Annotated in this window: 23 protein-coding genes; 10 read left to right on the forward strand and 13 right to left on the reverse strand. The window is 41.5% G+C overall.

The window, feature by feature from the left end; translation table 11 throughout:
- Positions 1-28: 28 nt before the first annotated feature.
- The 6 genes from cysD to RIB15_RS02075 all read right to left on the reverse strand — a co-directional run bounded on the left by cysD (position 29) and on the right by RIB15_RS02075 (position 9,009).
- Positions 29-937, reverse strand: a complete 909-nt coding sequence (gene cysD / locus RIB15_RS02050) for a sulfate adenylyltransferase subunit CysD (RefSeq protein WP_350200478.1) — start codon at positions 935-937, stop codon at positions 29-31.
- Between the two features lie 46 nt (positions 938-983).
- On the reverse strand, positions 984-1,757 hold the full coding sequence (gene cysQ, locus RIB15_RS02055) for a 3'(2'),5'-bisphosphate nucleotidase CysQ (protein ID WP_350200479.1): 774 nt from the start codon (positions 1,755-1,757) through the stop codon (positions 984-986).
- Positions 1,758-1,772: 15 nt separating this feature from the next.
- A complete protein-coding gene (locus RIB15_RS02060; protein ID WP_350200480.1) occupies positions 1,773-3,542 on the reverse strand; it encodes an SLC13 family permease in 1,770 nt (589 codons plus the stop codon).
- A 12-nt stretch (positions 3,543-3,554) separates the two neighbouring features.
- On the reverse strand, positions 3,555-5,990 hold the full coding sequence (locus tag RIB15_RS02065; RefSeq protein WP_350200481.1) for an SLBB domain-containing protein: 2,436 nt from the start codon (positions 5,988-5,990) through the stop codon (positions 3,555-3,557).
- Positions 5,991-6,124: 134 nt separating this feature from the next.
- Positions 6,125-8,191, reverse strand: coding sequence for a ComEA family DNA-binding protein (locus RIB15_RS02070; protein WP_350200482.1), 2,067 nt, complete (start codon positions 8,189-8,191; stop codon positions 6,125-6,127).
- Positions 8,191-9,009 carry a hypothetical protein gene (locus RIB15_RS02075; protein WP_350200483.1) on the reverse strand — a complete coding sequence of 273 codons (819 nt, stop codon included), beginning with the start codon at positions 9,007-9,009 and terminating at the stop codon, positions 8,191-8,193. The genes RIB15_RS02070 and RIB15_RS02075 overlap by 1 nt, the downstream gene beginning before the upstream one ends.
- A 27-nt stretch (positions 9,010-9,036) precedes the next feature.
- Here RIB15_RS02075 and porD point away from each other — a divergent pair, with 27 nt between their 5' ends.
- From porD to RIB15_RS02095, 4 genes are all read left to right on the forward strand, one after another.
- A complete protein-coding gene (gene porD, locus RIB15_RS02080) occupies positions 9,037-9,966 on the forward strand; it encodes a type IX secretion system protein PorD (protein ID WP_350200484.1) in 930 nt (309 codons plus the stop codon).
- An 84-nt stretch (positions 9,967-10,050) separates the two neighbouring features.
- Positions 10,051-10,821 (forward strand): electron transfer flavoprotein subunit beta/FixA family protein, encoded by a 771-nt coding sequence (locus RIB15_RS02085; RefSeq protein ID WP_350200485.1) that lies wholly within the window; start codon positions 10,051-10,053, stop codon positions 10,819-10,821.
- 59 nt (positions 10,822-10,880) lie between these two features.
- Entirely contained in the window at positions 10,881-11,855 is a 975-nt protein-coding gene (locus RIB15_RS02090; RefSeq protein WP_350200486.1) for an electron transfer flavoprotein subunit alpha/FixB family protein, read from the forward strand.
- A gap of 78 nt (positions 11,856-11,933) precedes the next feature.
- Positions 11,934-13,259: an FAD-dependent oxidoreductase gene (locus RIB15_RS02095; RefSeq protein ID WP_350200487.1), complete on the forward strand. Its 1,326-nt coding sequence runs from the start codon at positions 11,934-11,936 to the stop codon at positions 13,257-13,259.
- A gap of 32 nt (positions 13,260-13,291) precedes the next feature.
- Here the strand turns inward: RIB15_RS02095 and RIB15_RS02100 are convergent, their stop codons facing one another.
- Positions 13,292-13,636, reverse strand: a complete 345-nt coding sequence (locus tag RIB15_RS02100) for a four helix bundle protein (protein WP_350200488.1) — start codon at positions 13,634-13,636, stop codon at positions 13,292-13,294.
- 112 nt (positions 13,637-13,748) lie between these two features.
- On the opposite strand from RIB15_RS02100, the gene RIB15_RS02105 reads away from it, so the two are divergent.
- On the forward strand, positions 13,749-14,051 hold the full coding sequence (locus RIB15_RS02105; protein WP_350200489.1) for a ferredoxin family protein: 303 nt from the start codon (positions 13,749-13,751) through the stop codon (positions 14,049-14,051).
- On the opposite strand, the gene RIB15_RS02110 is transcribed toward RIB15_RS02105, so the two are convergent.
- Both RIB15_RS02110 and RIB15_RS02115 read right to left on the reverse strand, forming a co-directional pair.
- A complete protein-coding gene (locus RIB15_RS02110; RefSeq protein ID WP_350200490.1) occupies positions 14,052-14,432 on the reverse strand; it encodes a type II toxin-antitoxin system VapC family toxin in 381 nt (126 codons plus the stop codon).
- 17 nt (positions 14,433-14,449) lie between these two features.
- Positions 14,450-14,662, reverse strand: a complete 213-nt coding sequence (locus RIB15_RS02115; protein ID WP_350200491.1) for a hypothetical protein — start codon at positions 14,660-14,662, stop codon at positions 14,450-14,452.
- Between the two features lie 108 nt (positions 14,663-14,770).
- On the opposite strand from RIB15_RS02115, the gene RIB15_RS02120 reads away from it, so the two are divergent.
- The 3 genes from RIB15_RS02120 to RIB15_RS02130 all read left to right on the forward strand — a co-directional run bounded on the left by RIB15_RS02120 (position 14,771) and on the right by RIB15_RS02130 (position 18,853).
- Positions 14,771-16,549, forward strand: coding sequence for a DUF2207 family protein (locus RIB15_RS02120; protein WP_350200492.1), 1,779 nt, complete (start codon positions 14,771-14,773; stop codon positions 16,547-16,549).
- Between the two features lie 113 nt (positions 16,550-16,662).
- Complete coding sequence (locus tag RIB15_RS02125; protein ID WP_350200493.1) at positions 16,663-17,535, forward strand: DUF4382 domain-containing protein; 873 nt, start codon at positions 16,663-16,665, stop codon at positions 17,533-17,535.
- 133 nt (positions 17,536-17,668) lie between these two features.
- Positions 17,669-18,853, forward strand: coding sequence for a DUF3095 domain-containing protein (locus tag RIB15_RS02130; RefSeq protein ID WP_350200494.1), 1,185 nt, complete (start codon positions 17,669-17,671; stop codon positions 18,851-18,853).
- Between the two features lie 2 nt (positions 18,854-18,855).
- On the opposite strand, the gene RIB15_RS02135 is transcribed toward RIB15_RS02130, so the two are convergent.
- On the reverse strand, positions 18,856-19,896 hold the full coding sequence (locus RIB15_RS02135; RefSeq protein ID WP_350200495.1) for an LLM class flavin-dependent oxidoreductase: 1,041 nt from the start codon (positions 19,894-19,896) through the stop codon (positions 18,856-18,858).
- Positions 19,897-20,175: 279 nt separating this feature from the next.
- On the opposite strand from RIB15_RS02135, the gene RIB15_RS02140 reads away from it, so the two are divergent.
- Complete coding sequence (locus tag RIB15_RS02140; RefSeq protein WP_350200496.1) at positions 20,176-20,391, forward strand: acetyltransferase; 216 nt, start codon at positions 20,176-20,178, stop codon at positions 20,389-20,391.
- On the forward strand, positions 20,388-20,741 hold the full coding sequence (locus RIB15_RS02145; protein ID WP_350200497.1) for a DUF488 domain-containing protein: 354 nt from the start codon (positions 20,388-20,390) through the stop codon (positions 20,739-20,741). Before RIB15_RS02140 ends, RIB15_RS02145 begins: the two co-directional genes overlap by 4 nt.
- On the opposite strand, the gene RIB15_RS02150 is transcribed toward RIB15_RS02145, so the two are convergent.
- The 3 genes from RIB15_RS02150 to RIB15_RS02160 form a co-directional block, all read right to left on the reverse strand.
- The gene (locus tag RIB15_RS02150) at positions 20,716-21,975 is read right to left on the reverse strand and encodes a hypothetical protein (protein WP_350200498.1); all 1,260 of its coding nucleotides are present in this window, start codon (positions 21,973-21,975) and stop codon (positions 20,716-20,718) included. The two genes, RIB15_RS02145 and RIB15_RS02150, sit on opposite strands and share 26 nt — an antisense overlap.
- A gap of 85 nt (positions 21,976-22,060) precedes the next feature.
- The gene (gene hemN / locus RIB15_RS02155) at positions 22,061-23,413 is read right to left on the reverse strand and encodes an oxygen-independent coproporphyrinogen III oxidase (protein ID WP_350200499.1); all 1,353 of its coding nucleotides are present in this window, start codon (positions 23,411-23,413) and stop codon (positions 22,061-22,063) included.
- 145 nt (positions 23,414-23,558) lie between these two features.
- Entirely contained in the window at positions 23,559-24,128 is a 570-nt protein-coding gene (locus RIB15_RS02160; RefSeq protein WP_350200500.1) for a DUF420 domain-containing protein, read from the reverse strand.
- Between the last annotated feature and the right edge of the window lie 232 nt (positions 24,129-24,360).

Raw genomic sequence — 24,360 nt, forward strand, 5'->3', positions numbered from 1 at the left:
ATTCTTTAGTAGATCTTGAAGGGGTTGCTTAGAAGTATCCCTGTCGTTTTCGGTCTTCCATTGCGGTTTCACTTCGCTTGTCATCGTGGCGATTTCCACGCTCTGTTTGTCGTGCAGAAGCCACTTCCTGTATAATCTCTTCCATATTTGAAGCATCTGACAAAACAGCCCCCGTACAGGTAGCATCTCCAATAGTTCTGAAGCGAACCGTTTTTGTTTCCAGCTCCTCTTCTTCCATTCTATTTACATAATCGGTATCAGCAAGCCACACTCCCCGACGGTTAAATACCTTGCGTTCATGTGCAAAATAGAGCTCTGGAATGTCGATATCTTCCTGGGCTATATATTGCCAAACATCCATCTCTGTCCAGTTACTGAGTGGAAATACCCTGAAGTTTTCACCCGGATTTTTTCTTCCGTTGAAGAGATTCCAAAGCTCGGGTCGTTGATTTTTTGGGTCCCATTGCCCAAATACATCTCTGTGAGAGAAAAACCGTTCTTTAGCACGAGCTTTTTCTTCATCGCGACGTCCACCGCCTAAAGCGGCATCTACCTGATATTCCTTCAGAGTATCCAGCAAAGTAGTTGTTTGAAGCGCATTTCTACTTGCATCAGGTCCGGTTTCTTCTTCCACCTTTCCTTCATCAATAGATTTCTGAACACTCCCTACAATTAATTCAACTCCGTATTTTTCAACGAGTTTGTCTCTGAACTCAATCGTTTCCGGGAAATTATGTCCCGTATCGATATGCATTAACGGAAAAGGAACTTTGCCGGGATGAAACGCCTTCAGTGCCAGGTGAAACATAACTATGGAATCTTTTCCACCTGAGAAAAGCAATACCGGACGCTCGAACTGAGCGGCTACTTCTCTCATTACATAGATTCCTTCGTCTTCCAGCTCTTTAAGGTGTGAATGTGATCTTTTTTCACTCATTTTTCTAAAAAAGTATAATGTGAATTTTTCTGATGGTCAGGCTTCCTTATAAACTCTCAACATCAACGTGTTCATTTAATCCCAATAGAAAATAAGGATTTTTAAGGGATTCTTTATTATAGACCAAAGGCGAGTATTTCTCTCCATTTTTTGAAGAATACCGGTAAATGGCATCCGCGGCAGCAGTATCCCATTCCATGGTTGGGCCAAAACGGGGGTATAAGTCTGCTTTTCCTTCTGCAACCAAACAAAACTTGATGGAGCTTCCTGACGGCACCTCTTCTATAACCTCTATTCCGATATCGGAAAGCTTTTTAGCTGTTTGATCATCACCGTGAGAGCGACTCACCACAATTCTTGCTTCTCCCGGTTTTTCAAACGAATCGCTTTCCAGCTTTTCGGCTTCTTTGTCTGCCTCTTTCTTAAATGCCCCTATGCTTTGTTCAGCGTAGTACATGACATCTTTGGCTGGAACATATACAACCCCAAGAATGGGCTTCTCATCTTCAATAAGAGCTATATTAACCGTAAATTCTCCATTCTTCTTGATGAACTCTTTGGTGCCATCAAGTGGGTCTACAAGCCAAAATTTGTCCCATTCTTTTCTTTCTTCAAAATCAGGAATTCCAGACTCTTCGGATATTATTGGCGTTCCGGGGTCAATCTCTTTAAGAGCATCAACAATGATATGATGTGCAGCCAGATCCGCCTTGGTAAGTGGGGAGTCATCGTCTTTTGTAATGACTTCTACATCCGTCTGGTAAAATTCTAATATTTTTTTTCCTGCCTCTTCTGCCGTCTTAATGACTCGATTTAGCATCAAACTAATTTATTTTTAAAAATTCCATATGTGAGGAATCAAAGATACGGCTACTGTAGCTACGATCAAATTTAAAGGGAGGCCTATTCTGGCAAAATCCGTGAATTTATATCCGCCTGGTCCATATACCATAAGATTTGTCTGATAACCAATCGGTGTAGAGAAACTGGAAGATGCAGCAATAATCATAACCATGGCAAAAGGCATAAAATCAACGCCCATCGACTGTGCAAGTGATAAAGCTATTGGAAATATCAGAACCGCAGCTGCATTATTAGTTATCATTTCGGTAAGTAACCACGTAGCGAGGTAAGTAGCTAACAGGGCTAATGTGGGGTCATTAGCAGCAAGCGACAAAAGATTTGCAGCTAAATGTTCTGCCACACCGGTGTACTGAAGCGCACTTCCCAAACCTAATGCAGAAGCAATAGCAATAAGAACACGCCAATCGACACTTTCAAGAGCGGTTGTATATCTGAAGCATTTTGTAACGAGCAGTAAGCCCCCCGCAAAAATAGCAGCCTGAAGCATGCTTAGTACGCCAGTAGCTGCCAGCACTACCATTCCTAATAAAGAAAGTGCTGCAACCCAGGCCTTTTCATAGGTAACCGGTGAAGAATCTTCTATGGAACTAACCAGGTAAAAGTCGTTGGAGTTTCGGTATTTCTGTACAAAATTAGGATGTGCTTCCAATAACAATACATCACCACTTTTGAGGGTAATATCGCCAATTTTCTCGTTGATTCGCTCGCCACTCCGGGAAACTGCCAATACTACAGCGTCATACCTGTCTCTGAAATTCCCGTCTCTGATGGTTCTTCCCATTAATGGATTTGATCTCGAAACTACAGCCTCAATCATCTGTCGTTCATTTCTGGGCGCATTCAGTTTAAAAACCTGATTGGTAGCTGGCTCTAATCCTGTAATCTGTTGTAAATCTATGATAGAATCTACGATACCCGTAAAAATGAGCCGGTCTTCCCCTCTCAACTTTTCATATGGTCCCGGAGCTGGAATAGCGCGGCCATTACGCTGTATTTCAATAAGGAATAAGCCGGGCAGATTCCTGAGTCCGGCATCTTCTATGGTTTTACCAGACAATACTGCACTGTCTTTTACAATCATCTCTATGGTGTATTCTCTGGGGTCCTGAAAGGTATCCATACTTGAACCCCTTTCCGGAAGCAGCTTATCTCCAAAAATAACCAGATAGATAAAACCTGCTATTGCACAGGGAATGCCAATAAGTGCAGGCTCAAGAATCCCAATTGCCCGGGTTGAAGCTTCTTCAATCATTAAACCATTAAGAATCAGGTTGGTGCTTGTACCAATGAGAGTACAGGTACCTCCTAAAATTGCTGCATAACTAAGTGGGATCAAAATTTTTGAAACGGGAATTTGAGAAATACGACTCCATCGCTCAAGTGCTGGTATAAAGGAAGCAACAATTGGAGTATTGTTTAAGAAGGCACTCATTACCATAACAGGACTCATTATCCGTAGCTGAGCTTTCTTTACCGTACGGGCATTACCCATTACTTTCTGCACAATGAAGTGTATGGCGCCGGTCTCTTTTAATCCGGCCGCAACAATATAAAGTGCCCCTACAGTCAGCATACCCTCATTAGAGAAACCTGAAAGTGCTTCTTCTGCTGGAATAATGCCAGATATGAAAAGGATGGCAAGTCCTCCGAATAGAACAATATCAACTGATATTGAAGTGCTGACCAGTAGGATTAAACAAACCAGAATTACACCTAATACCGCAATTCCTGCAATTGTCATATTGTAAACTCACTAATTAAAAGCTCTTTCTGCGAGTATAATAATAGTCAATGCGCTGGTAAGTGTAGCAACAGATTTTTGCAAAATTTCTCCTGCGCTCTGTCTTTCTGCTACTGGCTCAGGTGCCTCATAAATTACATTTATACGGGCTCCATCCTCAACTTTCGGGTTTTGCTTGAATAATCCTTTTCGCTTCACCTGATAAATAGCACCGTTTGCTTGTGTTAGCTGAACGTACTTGTAACTGTCTTGCTGCATACCACCGGCCTGGTCTAAGTAATAGGTCAAGCGTTCGCCTTCTTTGAATTTTATAAATCCGTCAAGTGCAACATTCCCGGTAACTAAAACGGTATTTGGCACTTGAGGCACCCGAATGGAATCTCCGGACTTTACAAAGATTTCCTGGGTTCGGTCTCCATTTAATAATTCTTCAAGATTTATGATCACTTCCTGATCTCCTCTAAACAACCGTGCTCCGGCAGCATAAGCCTCTCGGGTTAATCCTCCAGCTCTCTCTATGACTGCAGTGAGCCTTTCATTTTCTGAAAGAATAGTGTAGGTGCCGGGAAATTCCACTTCTCCTTCAATAGAAATAAACCGCTGTTCATTAAATCGGGGATTTCGTCTTATGTATACCTGATCTCTATGGTCAAGCTCAAACCTTTTAGCGTTATCAAGTATCGCCCAGAAATAGTCTACTGAATAGAAATCATCTTTTTTATCGGAATCAGAGATTAATCCATGAGTAAGTTTACTGGTCAACATATTCTTACTAGGAGTTTTCTCTGTCCTCGTTATCTCTGCATCTCCTATGTAAGCAGCTTCGGTGAATCCACCAGCCTTCAGAATTAAATCTTCCAGACTCATATTCTCGCTATATCGAAATCTTCCGGGATTATTCACCTCTCCGGTTATGTTTACATATCTTTGATCTATAAGTTCTACTGTATTCCTGAAAACCTGAAGGTTATCTCTTTTTTGAAGCGTAAAATTCTGGCTGGAACCTTCATCTTTCATCACTTCTTCAAGAACAACACTATAGATTGTTGTTGTAGAATCGTCGTTGGTTCGTGTAAGTATTGCTCTTCCTATAAAGGCATCATCCTGTAAACTGTCTGCAGCTAAAACCAGGTCTCTTACAGTCTGTATTTGTCCGGATAACTCATAGGTGCCGGGTTGATTGACTAAACCTGAGATTTGAACATAGTCATCAGACACCTCTGATATCTTGAATAACTTCACTTTGTCCTGATCAAAGAGTTTCACTTCTCTTTGTCCGGAAAGCACCTCTTTCAGAGGATAATCAAGTATTTCCCTTGCGAAACTTGGATCAAGCCTTTCTTCAATTGGTATCACCCTGCTGATTTGGAACCGATCTCCATAAACTTCAGGCCTTACTCCTCCAGCAAACTCAATTAATTTGCTTAATCCCTCATTTGTTTTCAGTTCATATATTGCCGGTCTTCGAACCTGTCCCTGAATGCTTACCGTACTTTCACGCGGGGGGATAAATATTCTGTCGTTATTAAGTAAAGGCACATTTTGATTATCTGTACCTCTCAGCAAAAGATCATACAAATCGATCGTAGCAACCTGCTTACCCTCTCTGATTACCCGGATATCCCTTAATGAACCAGAAATCTTAGGCCCCCCAACACCATAGAGAACATTGAAAATGGTAGAATTGTGAGTGAATGAGTATCCACCTGGATTTTTAACTTCCCCTAACACAAATAACTGGATAGGTCGAAGACGAGTAACCGTCAGATCAATAAAAATAGTTGGAGGATTTCTCAGCAATCCTGAATAGCTTTTTCCAAGCCTGACTTTTAAAGATTCTCTTAAATCAGAAAGCTTTTGTCCTGCCACCGTCACAAGGCCGATGTTAGGAATCAATATCCTTCCTTCCACATCAACCTGAAGTTCGTATTGAAATTCTGTTGCTCCCCAAACGGTAAGCCGGAGCTGATCTTCGGGCCCTACAACGTATCCATCACCAACAGGTCCGATTGTTTTAGGTTTGAATGGATCTGGTGTATCGGAAAAAATATTATACCCGAAATATTCCAAACCAGAAGTATCCTTTAAGGTGGAAGTTCTGGGTTTCTTGTCCTGATCTGCTTCTGCACTTAGTTCAATATCATCTGCACTAGTTACATTTCCACTCAGATCTTCTAACCCGCTTCCACTGGTATCGCTCCCATTCTTTAGTCTCAGGTCAATCAGCCATTCCTGAATTTGTTCTTCTGAAACTCCTCTCGCTCTTGCAACCCGGGCTATCTGATCCGGATCATTGGGATTAATTCCAGCCTGCCTGGCTAACTCCTGAGCCTGAGATAGCGTTAAATTTCTTCTAGATAACTCCTCCTGCACCGAACTTTGAGCGTTCACAGAAACAGTTAAAAATAGTAACCCAACCAATAAAAAAAATATACTTCTAATACCCATCTTAAATAAAGTTTAGTCTAACCTAATTCTCCCCGAAATTTTTATTCCTTCGCAGAATGTTTTCAAAATAAAAAATAACCTTCAACTAGCAATGGTAGATTCTTAAATATTTTGATTTGTTAATAAACATGAATTTATAACTGAAGCCGGATTTGCAAACCCACAGAGTTCCTTACACTTCCTTTAATCTCACTTAACCCGCTGCCAATTACCTGTGTATCTTCAAAAATAGTTATCCCATATTTAAACCAAACATCAAAATATTCTGTTAACTCATATTTTACAGTAACATATGCGCGTTGACCTTGATCATACAAAACCGTATTTGACAATACATAAAGCAAGTCACTTTCAAATTGGTATACCCTTGTTGAGAAACTTTCTGTATCAAATACAGAAATTCTTCCATCAATTCTAAGTTCATTTGTTGGCTCTATTCGAATATCCTGATACAACAAAAACCCTTTTTCCCAACTTGCTCCTGCTTCTTTATTGCGCACAAACTCTATTCTTGAGCGTAAACGAACATCAGGACTTACCTGATACTCAAAATTTGCCCTGATGCTTGCTCGCTTCTCTTCTCCCATCAGTAATTCCTGAGCACCGCGTACATTTATAATCTCAAATTCCTGATCTTGAATTTCATTTCTGATTAGTAAGTAAACATTCAGTTTAGGAGTGAATTCCAGTTCAGCTAACCCCAGCATATCAAAACCTCCTGTAGCTTGTGAGGTTCCAAAACGGGGAGAAGCAAACCGATACTGATCGATATAACCGCTTAGTGTAATTAGCGAATTGAGTTGATGACGAGCTCCAACATAAAAACCTTCTTCATTCTGAGGAGCTGAGGAACGTTCCCCAAAGCCACTCGACAAAAAGGATTGAAAATCTTTCTGGTAATTACGATAGGACAAAGCCAAGTCAGTATTATCGGTCACAGGTGTCTCAATTCCAGCTACCGCTCCCAAGCCCCCATTCTGACTCCTCGCTACCTCTCCAAATACAAAAGCATTCCCAACCAAACCCCGATAATCAATCCCCAAAACCGAATTTTCAGATCCTTCAAAATCATATAAATTGCTAAGCGATGTACCTTTGGCTATGTAGCTGCTGAATTCATTGTAATACCCGCTAACCCCAATCAAACCAACGGGTGTATCCAACCGAGCCCGTCCGCCTACAACCATTTGATCAATATTATTTCTTCGCTCTAACTCATTTTCTGTTCTGTGAAAACCTGCTGATGTTGGAAAGCGTGTGGTATCACCGCTTATGACAGAGGCCGTTCTGGGGCGATTTGAGTAGAATGCCGTTATTTCCAGCTTCTCTCCATAAGTTGCAGCCACACCTCTAAAGAAATCCGTTTCCTGGGCAGAAGAATATGCCTTAACTCCCCGTTCATTCTTACTGATGGTCCCTGTTACCTCCCTTCCTTTCCCGAAGGCGCCACCTGTCCAAAGTACAAGCCCCTGACCAAAGCTCAGGCTGTAATCCCCAATTACAAAATCTTTGAGTTTTCCATTATCTGTAAGAGCAACATGACCTGAATTATAGTCAAAGCCGGTTACACCCTGCAAGGTTTCACCCGGATCTTTCTCCTGTGTCAGATTTAAAGATAAATGGTTACTGGTTATCCGAAATCGCTGGTAGTATTTAGCCGGACTACCAAGATACCCTCCTGCAGAGTCTGGCTCCCTGAACCCTTCCCTCATTTGCAGATTCTGCTGGTAACGTGAAAACACTTCTACCTTTCGGTTGGCCATCCAGTACTCAGGTCTCATATACATATCCCGAAACCTGGACTCTGCGCCACCAATGGTAATATAGGGCACCATTCTCTGATAAGTTGCCTCTCCGATACCCCGTACTTCAAGAAGTTCACTTTTTTCCTCAAATGGTTTTGAGCTTCGAAACTCAATGATTGCTCGTGCTATTTTCAGGTTGATGCCCGGCACCTGCAGTAAATCATCCAATCCACTACTATTGATATTAACAGGGTTTGCAGCCAGATCTTCAAGGAATTGAGTGAGTTGCTCACCGGCTTCTCCAACTTCTTCGGAATCTAATTCTTCAAATGCTTTTTCGAGTTGTTCTTCTACCTGAGTTGCTGTGGTATCCTGCTGAGCATGTGCTGATTCAGGCTTGAAAAGCATTAGCCCGAAAATCATCAAAAGCGCTATGCCAATCTCACCACCTTTCATCAGAAATAAATCATGAAATCGAGACCGGGGCTAAACCCAAGCAACTCGTGCTTTTGTACTGCAAAATTAACATCCCATTGTTCCCTCCCATAACCAAACCCAAGAGAATAAGTCAAAGGTTCTGTGGTAATGCCAACCCTTCCTTTCAGATTTTCGATAACTTTAATCTCAATTCCTGATCGGTATGCCACTGGAAAGTTGACATCTTTCACTACATCAAAAGCGAATAAAGCCAACTCATTTAGTTCATAAGAGAATCCGATACCGGTTTCACGGGGTAAATCTTCATTAATACCTCTATAAGAAGACCGGTTTATGTTTACTGTTTTTGCCCCTACCCAAAGATTATTGGATACTTTGGCAGCTACTCCTACATCTATCCCAATAGCTCCACCTGAACCGTAATCTCCTCCAAAAGAAATGTGACTGTAATTGCCAACAATTCCGAAGTGCAACATTCGCCAGTCGTTTTTATAACCAAGCCTGAGCCTCGTTTCGTTAAACAAATTAGCGCCATACCGATGAAAGCCCACAGACGTAACCCCCAATCGGGTGGGCACACTTGCGATTGCAGACATATCGGTAAGCTCGGCAAAGCCATAATTTCGAAGACCATAAAATCCAACGGAGATATCTTCGTTGTTTAAAAGGGCAGGATTTGAAAACAATGCCCAATCGTATTGAGGAAGTGCTAGATTGGCTTGGCCCATACCTAATCCTCTTGCGCCCATCGAAAGCTGGCCGTAAACAGGAATGGAAATCAACCCCAGAATAATTCCCAAAGAAAATTTATTTAGAACGTGTCGTATTCGTATCATTAGGACCCCAAATGTCGACAAAAAAATATGATCTCTCTCAGTAATTATATTTCTAAAATAATAAAGCCCATCATTTTATGTGGGATAATTTTCCTGTTTACCCCCTTTTCGTTAAAAGCACAGGAATTTGAATGTACGGTTACCGTTAATATTGACCAGCTTGAAGGGTCTTCTTTCAGTTATCTTGAGAATCTTAAACCCACACTGGAAAATTATATTAATGAATATCAGTGGACAGATCAGGATTTTGAGGAAGAAGAGCGGCTCAATTGTCAGATTCAAATTGCAATAACAACAGGAACTTCTGATTATACTTTTTCAGCTGAAGTCGTCTTTCAGGTTCAGCGACCCATTTATAATACAACTGCAAAAACAACTACTGTTTTACTTAGCGATAACGCCTGGCAGTTTAGCTATCCTGAAGGGAAAAGTTTGATTCATGACGAGCTTCAGTTTGATGCCCTTACCGGTTTTATCGATTTCTACTGTTATACCATGCTTGGCTTTGATTTTGATACATTCTCTGAACATGGAGGAGATCCCTATTTTGGCAAGGCTCAGAACATTTTAAACCTGGCTGAAAGCACATCAGCTCTTGGGTGGACGCGAAGCACCAATAATCGCAGAAACAGAAATAATATGATTACTGATCTGGTTTCTTCGAATTACAGGCCTTTGCGTTCCGCTTACTATCGATATCACCGGCTTGGGCTCGACCAATTCGTAACCGATCCTGAACTAGCCCGGCAAGAAGTTTTATCTGCTCTCAAAACCATACAGGAGACAAAACGAAGATCTACCAGCAACTTCCTCTTTGATATTTTCTTTGATACAAAAGCACGGGAAATTGCAGCCATTTTTGATGAAGCAAAAACCGATGTTCGCCTTGAAGCATATGATGTTTTACAAAACACCGACCAGGGTCATTTATCCGAATACGAAAGCTTGCAGAACTAAAATATTTATCTGCTGGTTTTGTATATTAGCCGCCCAAAAAAGCGGTTCCATAACTGAATTTATTAAGACGAAAAATTATATCGAATGAAATTTTACGTATGTATTAAAATGGTGCCAGATGTTAACGCACCTCTTCAAATAAAAGACGGACAATTAATTCAGGATGCCGACCGGATGATTCTCAATGCCTATGATGCTTCAGCAGTTGAAGAAGCCCTGGTTTTAAAGGAAAAGCACGGTGGCGAAGTTGAAGTTGTTTGTATCGGCTCAGCGAAAGCATCCGAGACTATTCGAAAAGCATTGGCTATGGGAGCTGATAAAGCAACCCATATTCAGACATCCGGTGACGAACAGTATGATTCCGGATCTTACGCTCGCATACTTGCTAAATTTTTCGGAGACAAAGAATACGATGTGCTTTCTCTGGGTAAGCAATCTCAGGATACCGATTCTGGTTTAACGGGTAGCATGGTGGCTGAACTTCTGGAGCTTCCCTACACCACCAACGCGGTAGGACTTGAGGCCGAGGACGGCAAACTTATCGTAAAGCGACAGGGCGATTCCGGCCAGGAGATGATTGAACTGCCTACTCCATGTGCTGTTACCTGTTCTAATGATATGAATGAGCCCCGCATCCCGAACCTGAAAGGAATCATGGCTTCCAAACGGAAACCAGTAGACCAGATTGAGCTTTCTTCGTTAGGATTAAGCGATGATGAATTGACTCCTAATACTTCCGTTAAGGGATATGAAGAGAAACCCGGACGTGAACCTGGTAAGAAATTTGAGGGTGAACCTGATGAGATAGCCCGCGAAGTAGCCCAGCTTCTGGATACCGAAGCTAACGTACTTTAAAGTTCTCAGCTTAAGCCAAAACCAAATTCAAGCAAAAGAAAAGAAATTAAATCAAACTCATGAGCACAATTCTCACACATATTGCAATTTCAGATGGTAAAATTAAGCGTTCATCTCTTGAAGTTTTATCACACTGCAAAAAGATAGCTGAATCTGGCGGACATTCTGTTGAAGCGGTTATTATTGACGAAAAAGCCTCTTCCTATGTGGATGGAGTAAAAAAATATGGAGCTTCAAAAATTTATACTGTTGAAGATCCAGTATTTAAAAATCACATGAATACGCCTTTGCTAAAAGCATTAGCAAAAGTAATGGAAACGGCTAACCCATTTGTATTTGCTTTCGCCTCCACAGAAGGAACTAAAGATATTTTAGGGGCTCTCGCTGCCAATCAGGATGCTTCCGTTCTTCCCGATGTTTCTTCCTTCGAACTCATTGATGGAGGTATCAAGGCCAAACGTCCGGTTATGGCCGCTAAGATTGTCGCCAATACCGAAGCCAAAGGTGACAAAATTTTGGTTTCCGTTCGATCCGGGTCTTATGATTTGGTTGAAAGTGAAACTGATGCTGAAGTTGTGAACATAGATTTCAATTTGGATGACAGTGACCTTAAAGCTACGCTTAAAGAGATTATTTCTGCTTCCGGTGACACCATCGACCTGAACGAAGCGGAAGCCATTGTTGCAGCCGGACGTGGTGTAAAAGACGAAGAAGGACAAAACCTGATTTCAGAATTGGCTTCGGTGCTTAATGCAGGTATTGGGGCTTCCCGTGCCTTAACCGAAGCTGGAGTTTACGATCCAAGTTTACAGATCGGCCAGACCGGAAAGGTTGTTTCTCCACAATTGTACATTGCCGTTGGTATTTCAGGAGCTATACAGCATGTGGCCGGGATGGCCAACTCAAAGGTGATCGTAGCCATTAACAAAGATCCGGATGCCCCTATTTTCGAAGTAGCGGACTACGGGATTGTGGGAGACTTGTATAAGGTACTCCCTCCCTTCATCGAAGAAATCAAAAAAATTAAGAATTAGCAGAGAGCTATGAGTTTTGAGTGATGAGTTTAACTCTTTCACACAAAACTCCAGACTCCTAACTCAAAACTGATCCATATGGACGAAAAGTTTGATTGTATTGTAATTGGTGGTGGTGTAGCCGGGCTGGCTGCAGCCATGACCCTCGCCCGAAACAACATGAAGTTCCTCTTAATTGAACGGGGAGAATTTGCCGGATCAAAAAATGTATCTGGTGGAGTTTTGTGGGGAAGCGACCTGGCTAAACTCGTTCCAAACTACTGGGAAGAAGAAGACGGTGGCTGGGAGCGGTTTATCAATCATCGCCGGCTTACTTTTATGGACGAACAATCGACGTTTTCTCTGGACTTCAAGTCATCTCACTTTAATGAACCGCCTTACTCAGGCGTTGTTGTGCTTAGATCAAAGTTTGATAACTGGCTCTCAGGTAAAGTGCAGGAGGCCATCGATGCTTCTGACTACGCTATGGACTCCTTCATTGCTACCAACATTAAGGTGGATGAAGTACTCATGGAGAACGGCAAAGCGGTGGGCATCAAAACCGGTGAGGATGAATTTCATGCCGATTCCGTCATCATTGCAGAAGGTGTCAATAATTTACTTACCCGTCAGGTAGGCCTTCAGGACAAATACGTGCCAGCCGACCATATGCTGACCGGAATCAAAGAAATTATCCGCTTTGACCAAGACGTTTTGGAACAGAAGTTTCAGCTTAATGGACTCAGCGGAATGAGCAATGAATTTGTTGGCTGGGCTACTGATGGCGTAGAAGGCGGTGGATTCTTGTATACCAATCGTGATACGATCTCACTTGGTCTTGTTCTTGGAATCAAAGATATGCGGGAAAAGAATAAGAGTCCGCATGATATTCTGAATCACTTCAAAACACACCCTACCATCGCTGATATTATCAAGGATGGTGAAATCGTAGAGTATTCAGCGCATGTTGTTTCATCCGGTGATAAGCGGGCCATGCCCAAAGAATTGTATAAAGATGGAATTCTGCTGGCAGGAGAGTCCGCTAATTTGCTGATGAATGCAGGTAAAGCAATTCAGGGAATGGATTATGCAATGCGATCAGGAATATTGGCTGCTGAGACTATTGTGAAAGCAAAGGAGAAAGGCGACTTCACTTCAGCTACCCTGAAAGAATACCGCAAAGTGATGGATGAAAGTTATGTGATGAAAGACATCAACGGTTTCCAGGATGCCGTTCATCTTCTTCATACCGAAACCATGCAACAAAAAGTACCTAACTTAGTTTGTGACTTTGGACGGCAGTTCTTCACTATCAAGAACGAGCCTACTCCTAAATCAAAAGACATGCTTAAGGGAGCCATCAAACGACATTCATCTATCTGGGAATTAGCAAAACTCGGATTTAAAGCAGGAAAATCTCTTTAAGTGAAAAGGCAAAAGTGAAAGATGAAAAGTGTCTAAACCATATTTGATAACATTGCAAATACCTCGTTTGCCAGTTTTTCGACCTTCTTTGTTTTATTATTAGTTAGATATTTGAGATTAATTGAAATTTCGAGTTGGGTATCAAGTTCTACTAACGAAGACCTCGATATTCGATAAAATCGTTTTCGGTCTTTGTCAGATTTCCTGGAAGCACCTTCTGATAAGTTCGAAGGAATTGAAACCGCAGCGCGTCTCATTTGACTTGATAAGCCAAAAGTTTCTGTCTTTGGAAAGTTTTCAGTTAGCCGATAAATTTCGCTAACCAGTTCAATGCTTTTTTTATAAACGTTTAAATCTTTGTGATTTAATTTAATCATGGTACCCCATTAAGATTGTTTTTCACAAATAAATACCAAAAAAATTAGAAATCTGGAAAGCTGAAAATGATCTTTCACTTTTGCCTTTTCCCCTTTCACAAATAGTAACGATATGAAGAACTTAAAACTCACAGAACGTCTTGGACTTGTAAGCTATCGTAATCAGGCTAAATCCGAGATCAAGCCGCATATTATTGTTGACACCGACATTTGTAACTCAACATGCCCTCATAAGTGTACTACCTATGTTTGTCCTGCAAATTGTTATACCATGGATGACAACGGAAAAGTACATTTCCAGGTAGAAGACTGCATAGAATGCGGAACATGCATGTATGCCTGTGATCAGGGTGCCGTAGACTGGAATTACCCAGACCCTGAAATTGGTCGTGGCGTTACCTGGAACTTCGGATAATCAAAAACCGAGATTTTGCAGCTTCTCATCTTTTGTAGCTAAAGGAAACTCATTTAATAGCGCCGTTGCTACAATGAGGCGGTCGGCTGGATCATCCGGAAAATCTGACGGAAGTTTTTCCTGAGCTAGGATTACCTCTTTATCGATGGGGATAACCTCGCAAATTTCAGGTTTTGTTGCCACTTCGATCCATTTTTTAAAGTTAGGCTGAAGATCAATAACCCCTTTTCGAGCCAGCATTTCCGTTTCCCAAATCGAAGCTGCTGAAATAGCTATTTCCTTTTTTGAAGCCGACTCATCCAGAGTCTTTCTCTCCTCTTCGCTCAAAGGACCTTCATCTAAAAGCCACCATAACCAAACATGTGTATCAAGTATAATCATCCTATTCTGTGAATATCCTATTTATCAAAACCTGACTTATTTGCTGAAAGTCCTGAAGTCGTTCCTTTACCTTTTAGGTCTTTCCAGGGAGTTCCTTCAACTTCATTTTTAAGCTCAAGCTCTTTAGTTAAAGACCGGATGATTAGATCTTTCAGACTAATTCCTTCTTCCACTGCCTTTATCTTGGCTTTCTTCATTAAATCATCGGGTATATCTACAGAAGTTCTCATAAACCAAAACTATGCATATTTATGCTTATATGTCAATGAGTATAACATAGCAGAATTTTTTGAGTAGAAAAGAGGATTGTGTATCCTTCAAAAAAAGACAAAGCTACAATGAATATGAAAGTTTTGAATATCGGCTGTTTATTCTTGATGATTTTCATCCTGAACATCTTCACGAGTGCTGTTCAGGCCAAAGAGTATTCCATTCCGGAATTAAAAATTGAAGTTACAATTAACCCTGATGGAACAGTAACCATAACCGAACACAGAACCTATGTGTTTGATGGTGACTTCTCCTGGGCAAATTACGAACTCCCAAAATCAGGGTTTTCAGCTATTCGGAATATTCAGGTCTCGGAAAACGGCACAAATTACACTAACCTGAATGCAGAAGAACCCGGGACTTTCCTGGTAGAAGAATCAAACAGAGCCTTCAATATAAAATGGTTCTATAATGCAGAAGACGAAGAGCGGATATTTACGATTTCCTATACCTTTGAAGGCGCGGTTGTTACCGGACCCGAGTGGAGTGAATTCTTTTGGAATTACGCAGCTGCCGGAAGAGAAAAATCGACCGAAGAGATAACCATTCAGGTACAACTTCCAGAGACGTTGCCCGATTCCAGCTTACATTCCTGGGTTCGTGAACCCAGTTGGGTGATAGAATCCGCAACTTTAGAAAATGGTTTCCAATTCACTGGTTCTGATATTAGCCGAGGTCAGGCCGTTATCATCCGAACAGTGTTTCCTGCTTCCGTCTTTAATTCATCTGCTGTTAGTATTACTGATCCCGAATTCTCTCTCTTGTGGGCTCAAAATGATGAGATAAATTATCGTCAGCAAAAGATCGCAGAAGCTGAAGAAAGAGAGCAAATGATGAATTACGCTATTGAATTGTCTGTAGTTATCGCTGGGTTGAGTCTCCTTTGTTTTATCTTTTTCTACCGTAAATACGGAACCAGGCATCAGATTAACTTATCGAGAAATGAAAGCCTGATGATTCCCGGAAATCAAAAACCAGCGGCTATAGGCTGGTTGCTTATGCATCGTACCATTACCGGTGGGCATGTTACTGCTACCCTTCTTGACCTTGCCCGTCGGGGATATTTAGTAGTCAATGAAGTAGAACCTGAAGAAGATAAGAGCTGGTTCTCCGCTTCCAGCGACCAGAACACCTTTGCAATCACTCTCAATGAAAAAGAACCGGAATCTAACATGCCTGAATGGGAGTTATCCTTATTGAATTTTGTGAAAGACCGAATATCTGATGGAAATACTGAGATCAAGGAAATCTTCAAATTCAGTGACAGTAATGTTTCCAAATGGTACTATAGCTGGAAAGATGAGCTCAATAAATTCACCAAAAAACAGTATTGGATAGACTCAGAGAGTTACAAAGGTGCTTGGTGGAATTTTGGTATTCAGCTAATATTTATGTTGGTAGCCGTTGCGGGTATATTCATTCTTCATCCCATTGTTGGGATAGCAACATTCATTGTTTTCGTAGCATCAGTTCTATCACTCGCTATAATCAGAAGAACTCCTAAAGGGGAAGAACTTTATCAGAGCTGGAAGAACTATCATAACGCCTTAAAAAATGCGAAGGAATATTCTATCCCAGAAAACCACCTTGGACGGCATTTCATCTATAGCATTGCATTTGGATTGAGTAAAGATCACATAGAGCAAATCTTTGAACAAAACCCAGCGGCTGTTTCACATATCACATGGATTATCATACTGCCTGGAAGCAACAGTACTCCGGCTAGTATCGCATCATCATTTGGTAATCTTGCAGCTACAGGAACAATTTCGGCCGGAGGCGGGAGCGCAGGAGCAGGGGCTTCGGCTGGGGCAGCAGGCGGAGGGGCTTCAGGTGGTGCCGGTTAAATACTTGTTTGGTATATCTTTAAATAACTTCATTAGAAATTACCCTTAAATTGAAACATAATTAGTTCATACTTGTTGGAATGGATGAAATTTCAAACCAATCAACCACAATAATGAACTACTTTATTAAGAGATTTAGAATTTTATCACTACTGCTAATTCTCGTTACATCTTTTGCCTTTACGGCTTGCAATACAAATAGCGGTTCAGGTACCGGAACTATGAAAATTTCGTTGACGGATGCACCTGCTGCCTATGACGAAGTAAACATTGAGATTCGCCAGGTTTTGGTAAATAAGGATGAAGATGCTGAAGAGCCAGAAGACAATGGCGAAGATACCGATGATGGCGAAGAAGATGGAGACGATGAAGAAAACGGCTGGTATTCTATTTTAGATGATTCCATGACCGTAAATTTATTGGACTACCAAAACGGAGCTACCCTTGAATTAGGTGAAACCGAACTCGAAGCTGGTCAATACAATCAGATTCGACTAATACTCGGAGATGATAACAATGTGGTAATAGATGGAGAAACATACGCTCTCACCACACCAAGTGCGCAACAGTCTGGTTATAAGCTCCTGGTAAATGCTGATGTTGAAGAAGGCCAGGTGTATGAATTAGTAATAGACTTCGATGCTTCTCAATCCATCGTAGAAACCGGTAATGGAATGTACATTTTAAAACCTGTGCTCCGCTCTGTTGATCTGGAAGAACAGGCTAGCATCTCTGGTACTGTACTTCCACTTGACGCCGAACCCTATGTGTATGCTATTGTTGGGGAAGATACCGTGGGAACCCAGCCTGATGCTGAAGGTAACTTTCGCATCGTAGGACTTGAAAACGATACTTATAAAGTATCTTTCAATCCAACAAATGATGCTTACGCTGATTCTCTTGTTGAAGGTATAGAACTTGAAGACGGAGAGGAATTCGAATTTGAAGAAACCATTGAATTGAAAAGCTCCGGTATACTCAAATAAACGTTCCGCTTAAGATTGTATTTAAAAGCCCTGCACTTAAACTATAAGTGCAGGGCTTTTTTTATGCCTATTATTTCCAAATTAATTTGTTATGATATAGACTGTAGAAAATCCCATTTGGAAATATCTGTATATGAATGCGAAAGAGTTTTATGAGGAACTAACCATTGTTCCTTCCTTCAGAGAGGTTTCAGATCATTCTCTTTATACCCCTCTTCCTGAGGATTGGTACATAGCATTGGCTGATATTCGGGGCTCTACAGATGCCATTCGCCTTGGAAAGTATAAAGAAGTAAATATGGCAGGTGCTTCTATCATTGCCGCGCTCAACAACCTCTACAAAAAAGAGGATTTACTTCCTTATTTATTTGGAGGCGACGGATCTCTGATCGCACTACCTGATCAACAAATAGAGAAAGTAAAAGGCGTTTTAGCCTTTTGCAGAAAAGCCGTAAAGGATGCTTATGGTTTGGAAATGGCTACCGGAATAATTCAGGTAAAAAAGCTTAGGGAACTAGGTCATGATGTAAGCGTGGCTCGACTATATTTATCAGAATTTCTGGATCAAACTATATTTTGGGGAAGCGGAATAACTTATGCTGAACAACTCATAAAACAAGAGGACCAACTCAAAGACGTTGAACCCACTGAAGCAGATTTTATAGGTCTGGAATGCCGCTGGAGTCAGGTACCCAGCGATAAAGATGAAGTAGCAGCATATATCATACAGTCTTACGAAAAAGACAACGAAGAAAGTGCTAAAATTTATGAGCAGTGTTTCGAAATAATAGAACGTATTTACGGAACCGAGGATAAATTTCATCCAATCCGGGAAGACGATCTCCAAATGACAACAAACCCATTGTTGCTTGGTGTAGAATGGAAACTAAGAACTCAACCTCCCACACTCTACAAAAAGCTCAAACATATCGGTATGATGATTTTTCAACTTGTGACCGGGTTGTATCTTATGAAATTCAAAAAGAAAACATCTGCTACTGACTGGGGCGATTACAAACCCGATTTGGTTCGCCATGCCGACTATAAAAAATTTGGAGACGGGCTCCGTTTTGTCGCTTCCGGAACTATTCAACAGCGGATGGAAATGACACAATATCTTGAAGATCTATTTAGTGAAGGACACATCGTGTATGGCGTTCATTCATCCTTTGCTGCTATGGTTACCTGCTACGTCAGGAGCTACCAGAGCAATCACATCCACTTTGTTGATGGAACTGATGGCGGTTATGCAAAAGCTTCTCAAGAGCTAAAGAACCGAAGAGCACAATTGGAAGCTCAGACCAACTTGGCAAACTAACCTTACGCTGGTGATCCCTGCCCCAGTTTTTCGCGCACAGCCGGTGCCACTTCTTTGGCAAAGAGCTCAATCGACTTCAGTAATTTTTCATGAGGAACACTGCCTACGCTCATCTGAAGCAGAAAGCGGTCGTGATTAAAGATCTCATGCTGATACATGATTTTATCAATTACATCCTGCGGACTTCCAACTACATTAGCTCCTTTCAAAGTAATCGATGCGTCAAACTGCTGCCGGCTCATCGGAGGCCATCCTCTCTCCTTTCCGATTTTATCCATGGTGGTTTTAAAAGCAGGAAAAGCAATGTCAGCAGCTTCCTGTGTGGTTTCTGCAATGAACCCGTGGGAGTTTATACTCAATGCGGGCTTGGGTTGATTGTGTTCTTCGGCAGCGCGGCGGTGCAGGTCGGCCATCTGTTTGAACTGAGCCGGTTGCCCCCCAATTATCGCGATAGCCATCGGCATACCCATCGCTCCGGCTTCAAAAGCTGATTTTGGTGTTCCCCCAACGGCCCTCCACACGGGCATTTTATTCTGATAAGGCTGAGGATATACTCCCCTGTTATTAATAGAAGGCCGGTGCTTGCCTTGCCAGGTGATTATCTCCTCTTCCCGTAGCTTCATCAACAATTTTAGTTTCTCAGAAAACAATTCTTCATAATTCTGCAGGTCGTACCCAAAAAGAGGAAAAGATTCGATGAACGATCCCCTGCCGACCATTATTTCTGCTCGTCCTTCGGTCAACAAATCAATCGTAGAGAATTGCTGAAAGACCCTGACCGGATCTTCCGATCCCAGAACCGTAACCGCACTGCTCAGTCTGATGTTTTTCGTTCGCGAAGCCGCCGCGGCCAACAATGTTGATGGAGAGGACGAAACATATTCTTCTCTGTGATGTTCCCCTATAGCGAAAACATCAAGCCCCAGCTTATCAGCCAGTTCAATTTCTTCCATCAAATTTTTGAGCCGTTTTGATGGATGTAACGTTTTTCCGCTTTCGGCGTCAGGTGTGTTTTCTACAAAAGTATAAATTCCAAATTCCATGAATATATGTTTTCACAATTACGATTATTTAAGAAGGGAGCTCAATAGACTTCTATTAAGTTCGAACGAATTGCTTACTGAAGTTTTAAAACTAATTTCACCATTTTGGTTCCTTACGTGTCGGGCTTAAACCTTGTCCTGTTTTAAGCTCGGTATATTCTTTAACCCACATAGTAGCGAAAGCATTTATTCTATCCATTAATTTATGTACCGTTAGTAACGAATGAAGACTTTTGAAACTACATATAATGGAATGTAAACTCAGGTATTTCTTGTGTTATGAATAAAAAAGAAAAAAAGCATTCAGCTTCTCCTGGCACCGAGCAAATCGAATTTATCAGAAATGTCTGCATTGAAGCCGCAAAGGAAGGCTTCATGGATGCTTCTATGAGCGGACTTTGCATGGAAGGAGCAATTGAAGCGGCTATCGGTTCCATTCAATCACTGGATATTCAACAGAAGATTAAAGAAAAGACCAAAGAGATCCAGTCATGATTAAGCTAAAAAGAGTGTATGAAGAACCATCTGAGGAAGATGGTTACCGAATTCTTACCGAGCGTTTGTGGCCGCGAGGTGTCTCCAAAGAACGGGCTAAACTCGACCAATGGATGAAGGGAGTATCCCCCAGCCCTGGTTTAAGAAAATGGTTTGACCATGACCATGACAAATGGGAAGAATTCAAAGACCGATACCGGAAAGAACTATTTGGCTCTGAAGCTATTCAAGAGCTTATTGATATCATTCAAAAAGAAGATACAGTCACTTTCGTGTTTGCCTCAAAAGATGAAGAACATAATAGTACCGTAGTGCTGAAAGACTTTATAGAACAACTTCTCTCCCAATAGCCTCTGCCGGGTGATGTTCTTCATCTACTAATCTTTTCAGTTTCAGCCAGAATAATAATACAGCAACTACCGGCAGAACAGCCGTTACAGCTAAGGCATCATATATCCATAATCCCGTCAGAGATTCAGGCCAAAGACTGGTCATCAGTACAAGACTCATCAATAACAGAACTACAGATAGTAACACAAAGTAGAAGTATTTCTTTTGCATGATCGACATTTGATGCAGAAACCAGATAATCCCGACTGTAAAGGCGCCAAGCAGAATAGTATGAAGATATAAAATCCGTATTCCATGATCGGAAAGCCACATTTCCATGGGTGAAACCGAGGCTATTACCTGCATCACGGATTTAAGCACTAGAAAAAGGAGTGGCCAGATCCAGATTGAGATATTTTTGCGCCTGCCTTTAATCACAGAATACACAAATAACAAAACTCCTTCAGCAATAAGGATGCCTCCCGTCCGGGCAGCTACCGATAAATCAAAGTTGATCAGGCCTTCTGAGATTCCATAAGGAAATGTGAGTGGTGCGCCGATTGCAATCAACCCAATTAAAACGGAAGGTGGAACCACAAAATCATCTTCTTCAATTGAGAGTGCTTTTGTAATCAACCCCATTAATAGCAAAATGATCCATCCTTCTATGAAAGTTGACAGGAAAAAGTGGGTCAATGCTTTAGACAGCAGAACGCTTCCAACATCTGCCATTTGAACTATGCCAACAGCCCACGCACCCAGCGAACTCACGAAAAGCATAACTAATGCTCCATCAAAAAATACATTTGGCTGATACCCTTTTTTTCTTCGGCGGGTAATCAGATATCCAACCATGAATACGTACCAGCCAATCATAACCATCCCGGAAAAAATCACAGATAATGGAAGGGAAGCACTACCAATCATGATGGGTTTATATCCATAAAGCAGAAAAGCCGGGTACGAGAGCAATCCGAAAATCACTATCCACCAGAGCGCATTCTTCATGAGCCGAACGCCAAAAGCTGCGTGATACCCGGAAACTATATCCAGCTTGATTAAATATAGCGGCAGTAATGAAGCCCAGCCAAAGAACATGAGATGTGAGTGGGCATGCCTCATATTTTCAAAGTTCAGATCGGCTGGTAGTGGTTGTACAAAACCTAAGCGAAACAGAAAGCCAGTTAAGCCGGCTAAAACAAAACTGAACATGGCCCATTGCCAGATTCCTGAATTTTTTGCTAACGATGTCATCAAACAATCCCTTTATTAATTTCAGCTTTTAAAGAATACGTTAGTTTCGTTAAGGTTAAATGAAGATTTTTCTATCTCTCGTTAATTACACGGTTCTGGAAAACAGGTTTTCTCTTGGTTTACTTTCTTGAAGTTTTCTATCAAAAGCCATGCAAATATTCCGAACAAATGGAATTCCTGCTCTTGTGACCGTTACTTTCCGCCCGTTTATTTGAACCAACCCATCAGATAATAAGTCCTGCAAATCTTCACGTATCAATTCGAATAAATGAGAACTTCCTTCGAATTCTGTTTCAAACCGACACATAATATTAAGGATGTTCTCGCGTAGCAGCAGGTCTTTATTACTTAGCAGGTGTCCACGGAATATGGGAAGTTCTCCTTCTTCCACCCTCGCCTGGTAGTCACTAAGTTTCTTCTCGTTCTGTGCAAAACTGTACCAGCTGTCACTGATGGCCGACATCCCCAACCCAATAAGCACTTTGGTTGAACCAGACGTATATCCCATAAAATTGCGATGTAATTCTTTGGTTTTCATCGCTTCATACAACGAATCAGAAGACAGGGCAAAATGATCCATTCCTATTTCTTCATAAGCATGATCAAAAAACATTTGTTTACCTAACTCATACAACGCACGTTTTTCATGGTCTTTCGGAAGATCTTTTTCATTAAATCCGCGCTGTCCATTTCCCTTCATCCATGGCACATGCGCATAGCTGTAAAAGGCAATACGGTCGGGGCGTAACTGATTCGTCTTTTGAATGGTATCCTCAACACTTTCCAGTGTTTGATGAGGAAGCCCAAATACCAGGTCATGATTAATAGAAGTATAACCGATTTCTCTTGACCAATCGTGAGCCCTTTTTACATGCTCGAAAGGCTGAATGCGATTGATGGCAAACTGTACCTGTGGATCATAATCCTGCACGCCATAGGATACCCTTCGGAATCCCATATTATATAAAGACTGCAAATGTTCTTTGGTCGTATTGTTGGGATGACCTTCAAAACTAAACTGATAGTCTTCAGCTAATTCTGCCCGGTCTAATATTCCGCTGATGAGTCGTTCCAGATTTGACACACTAAAGAAAGTGGGAGTTCCACCCCCCAAATGAATTTCACGGATCCGGGGGGTTATAGGAAGGAAATCGAGATATATTTGCCACTCTTTTAAAACAGTGTTTATATACGGGGCTTCAACATCATGTCGTTTGGTGATCTGTTTATGACAGCCGCAAAAAGTACACAGGCTTTCGCAAAATGGAAGATGAATATATAAACTAATCCCATCGGCATAGCTTTCCACAAAAGAACTGATCAGCGTAGATTCCCAATCCTCAATAGCAATTCCTCTCTTATTCCAAAACGGAACGGTTGGGTAGCTGGTGTAACGCGGACCCGGAATATTATACTTTCTGATTAATTCGGTGTTCATCATTCCTCATAGATTTATGAAATGATGATACCCGGCTTTTGTAAAGTTTTAATGAATTCTCTTTTGAACAGAAAAACATCGAACAAGGAACTTCCAACACCGAACGTTTAACTTTCGATGTTCCTTGTTCGATGTTCTTAAGTTTCTATCCCCAGATTCTCAGCATAAAGAATACCAAGACGCCGGTAACTGACACGTACAGCCAGATGGGGAAGGTCCACCGGGAGACTTTTTTATGGGTTTTGAATTTTCCGCTTAGCGAAAAGTAAAAGCTGGAAAGAACGAGCGGAACTACAAAAACCGAAAGCACAATGTGACTTATTAATATGAAGAAATAGACCGGCCGGATAAATCCTTCTCCCATAAATTTGGTATCCCCCACAAAATGATGGTAAACCACATAACTCACCAAAAATAATGATGAGGTCACAAAAGCGGCAAGGTTAAACCGCATGTGCTTCTGAAAATCTTTGCGCTTAATTTCACGAAAGGCGAGCAACAAAAAGATGGTACTCAGGAAATTCAATCCCGCATTTACAGCCGATAAATTCTTAATCCACGGCACCGGAGCTTCCGCTCCCTCTTTAAAATAAATCAGCCAAAACAGAAACAGTACGGCAACGAAACTCAGTCCGGCTATTAACCCAATCGCTTTCTTCGCACTGATTTGCTCTAAAATACGTGAGGATTCGGGTAAGGTAAATTTTTCAAGCATGTCTTTTTTACTTCTATATGTTTGCGAGCCAAAGTTAAGACATGCTAAACCAAAAGGTGAGTTTTTTCGGTTCCTTTTTTTGGGATTTTAATTTGCCACAAAAGCTCTAATACCTGAAAAGAGATGGCACAGGTTGCGCGGTTGGTCGCAGGAATTGGATTAGGTTACAAGGCTATCTTTTTAACCCTTGTTTCACTCTCGTTCCGAACGCTCTGCGTCGGGACGTGGAGTT

The organism is Gracilimonas sp. (genome assembly GCF_040218225.1).
GTDB lineage: Bacteria > Bacteroidota > Rhodothermia > Balneolales > Balneolaceae > Gracilimonas.

What these genes read in the sequence shown, in the direction of transcription:
- cysD (WP_350200478.1), bottom strand. Translation starts at nt 937, where the DNA reads ATGAGTGAAAAAAGATCACATTCACACCTTAAAGAGCTGGAAGACGAA.
- cysQ (WP_350200479.1), bottom strand. Translation starts at nt 1,757, where the DNA reads ATGCTAAATCGAGTCATTAAGACGGCAGAAGAGGCAGGAAAAAAAATA.
- RIB15_RS02060 (WP_350200480.1), bottom strand. Translation starts at nt 3,542, where the DNA reads ATGACAATTGCAGGAATTGCGGTATTAGGTGTAATTCTGGTTTGTTTA.
- RIB15_RS02065 (WP_350200481.1), bottom strand. Translation starts at nt 5,990, where the DNA reads ATGGGTATTAGAAGTATATTTTTTTTATTGGTTGGGTTACTATTTTTA.
- RIB15_RS02070 (WP_350200482.1), bottom strand. Translation starts at nt 8,191, where the DNA reads ATGAAAGGTGGTGAGATTGGCATAGCGCTTTTGATGATTTTCGGGCTA.
- RIB15_RS02075 (WP_350200483.1), bottom strand. Translation starts at nt 9,009, where the DNA reads ATGATACGAATACGACACGTTCTAAATAAATTTTCTTTGGGAATTATT.
- porD (WP_350200484.1), top strand. Translation starts at nt 9,037, where the DNA reads ATGATCTCTCTCAGTAATTATATTTCTAAAATAATAAAGCCCATCATT.
- RIB15_RS02085 (WP_350200485.1), top strand. Translation starts at nt 10,051, where the DNA reads ATGAAATTTTACGTATGTATTAAAATGGTGCCAGATGTTAACGCACCT.
- RIB15_RS02090 (WP_350200486.1), top strand. Translation starts at nt 10,881, where the DNA reads ATGAGCACAATTCTCACACATATTGCAATTTCAGATGGTAAAATTAAG.
- RIB15_RS02095 (WP_350200487.1), top strand. Translation starts at nt 11,934, where the DNA reads ATGGACGAAAAGTTTGATTGTATTGTAATTGGTGGTGGTGTAGCCGGG.
- RIB15_RS02100 (WP_350200488.1), bottom strand. Translation starts at nt 13,636, where the DNA reads ATGATTAAATTAAATCACAAAGATTTAAACGTTTATAAAAAAAGCATT.
- RIB15_RS02105 (WP_350200489.1), top strand. Translation starts at nt 13,749, where the DNA reads ATGAAGAACTTAAAACTCACAGAACGTCTTGGACTTGTAAGCTATCGT.
- RIB15_RS02110 (WP_350200490.1), bottom strand. Translation starts at nt 14,432, where the DNA reads ATGATTATACTTGATACACATGTTTGGTTATGGTGGCTTTTAGATGAA.
- RIB15_RS02115 (WP_350200491.1), bottom strand. Translation starts at nt 14,662, where the DNA reads ATGAGAACTTCTGTAGATATACCCGATGATTTAATGAAGAAAGCCAAG.
- RIB15_RS02120 (WP_350200492.1), top strand. Translation starts at nt 14,771, where the DNA reads ATGAATATGAAAGTTTTGAATATCGGCTGTTTATTCTTGATGATTTTC.
- RIB15_RS02125 (WP_350200493.1), top strand. Translation starts at nt 16,663, where the DNA reads ATGAACTACTTTATTAAGAGATTTAGAATTTTATCACTACTGCTAATT.
- RIB15_RS02130 (WP_350200494.1), top strand. Translation starts at nt 17,669, where the DNA reads ATGAATGCGAAAGAGTTTTATGAGGAACTAACCATTGTTCCTTCCTTC.
- RIB15_RS02135 (WP_350200495.1), bottom strand. Translation starts at nt 19,896, where the DNA reads ATGGAATTTGGAATTTATACTTTTGTAGAAAACACACCTGACGCCGAA.
- RIB15_RS02140 (WP_350200496.1), top strand. Translation starts at nt 20,176, where the DNA reads ATGAATAAAAAAGAAAAAAAGCATTCAGCTTCTCCTGGCACCGAGCAA.
- RIB15_RS02145 (WP_350200497.1), top strand. Translation starts at nt 20,388, where the DNA reads ATGATTAAGCTAAAAAGAGTGTATGAAGAACCATCTGAGGAAGATGGT.
- RIB15_RS02150 (WP_350200498.1), bottom strand. Translation starts at nt 21,975, where the DNA reads ATGACATCGTTAGCAAAAAATTCAGGAATCTGGCAATGGGCCATGTTC.
- hemN (WP_350200499.1), bottom strand. Translation starts at nt 23,413, where the DNA reads ATGAACACCGAATTAATCAGAAAGTATAATATTCCGGGTCCGCGTTAC.
- RIB15_RS02160 (WP_350200500.1), bottom strand. Translation starts at nt 24,128, where the DNA reads ATGCTTGAAAAATTTACCTTACCCGAATCCTCACGTATTTTAGAGCAA.